The organism is Cysteiniphilum sp. 19S12-1 (genome assembly GCF_052030685.1).
GTDB lineage: Bacteria > Pseudomonadota > Gammaproteobacteria > Francisellales > Francisellaceae > Caedibacter.
Window position 1 is genome coordinate 1 of the sequence record NZ_JBQAJM010000080.1, and the last position, 1,299, is coordinate 1,299.

The window sequence follows — 1,299 nt, forward strand, 5'->3', positions numbered from 1 at the left end:
TGGATCGAAGCCCCGGTAAACGGCGGCCGTAACTATAACGGTCCTAAGGTAGCGAAATTCCTTGTCGGGTAAGTTCCGACCTGCACGAATGGCGTAACGATGGCCACACTGTCTCCATCTGGGACTCAGTGAAATTGAAATCGCAGTGAAGATGCTGCGTACCCGCGGTTAGACGGAAAGACCCCGTGAACCTTTACTATAGCTTTGCACTGGACTTTGAAAATATTTGTGTAGGATAGGTGGGAGACTATGAATTCAGGGCGCTAGCTCTGGAGGAGTCGACGTTGAAATACCACCCTGATATTTTTGGAGTTCTAACTCAGGCGGAAGCCGAGGACAGTGTATGGTGGGTAGTTTGACTGGGGCGGTCTCCTCCCAAAGAGTAACGGAGGAGTACGAAGGTGCACTCGGTGCGGTCGGAAATCGCACCAAGAGTATAAAGGCAAAAGTGCGCTTGACTGAGAGAGTGACGGCTCGATCAGGTACGAAAGTAGGTCTTAGTGATCCGGTGGTTCTGAATGGAAGGGCCATCGCTCAACGGATAAAAGGTACTCCGGGGATAACAGGCTGATTCCTCCCAAGAGTTCATATCGACGGAGGAGTTTGGCACCTCGATGTCGGCTCATCACATCCTGGGGCTGAAGCAGGTCCCAAGGGTATGGCTGTTCGCCATTTAAAGTGGTACGCGAGCTGGGTTTAGAACGTCGTGAGACAGTTCGGTCCCTATCTGCCGTGGGCGTAGGAGATTTGAGAGGGTTTGTTCCTAGTACGAGAGGACCGGGATGAACGAACCGCTGGTGTTTGGGTTGTCTCGCCAGAGGCATTGCCCAGTAGCTACGTTCGGAATGGATAACCGCTGAAAGCATCTAAGCGGGAAGCCAGCCTCAAGATGAGATCTCCCTATTGGAGGACAGAACACAGAGGACAGAAGACAGAATATGGATCAAGCAAGCTTGATGGTTTTAATATTTAAATTAGATCATCGCGAAGCGATTCGATTATCTGTCATCAGTCTTCAGTCATCTGTTCTCTGATCTGAAGGGTTGTTGAAGACTACGACGTTGATAGACTGGCTGTAGAAGTGCAGTAATGTATGAAGCTAACCAGTACTAATTGCCCGAGAGACTTGGTTATTACTCTATGATAGATTGTTAGAGGTTTCTGTAAAGAAGCTTAAGATTTTGGCGGTAATAGTGTTTAGGTACCACCTGACTCCATTCCGAACTCAGAAGTGAAACTGAATAACGCCGATGATAGTGTGGCATTCGCCATGTGAAAGTAGGACACCGCCAAATTATT

The 1,299-nt window shown here is 48.8% G+C and carries 2 rRNA genes; both read left to right on the top strand.

The annotated features are described in order from the left end of the window. A 23S ribosomal RNA gene (locus ACTS4L_RS11280) occupies nucleotides 1–1,134 on the top strand; the annotation flags it as partial. Nucleotides 1,135–1,180: 46 nt separating this feature from the next. Next, nucleotides 1,181–1,295, top strand: a 5S ribosomal RNA gene (gene rrf / locus ACTS4L_RS11285). Nucleotides 1,296–1,299: the final 4 nt, after the last annotated feature.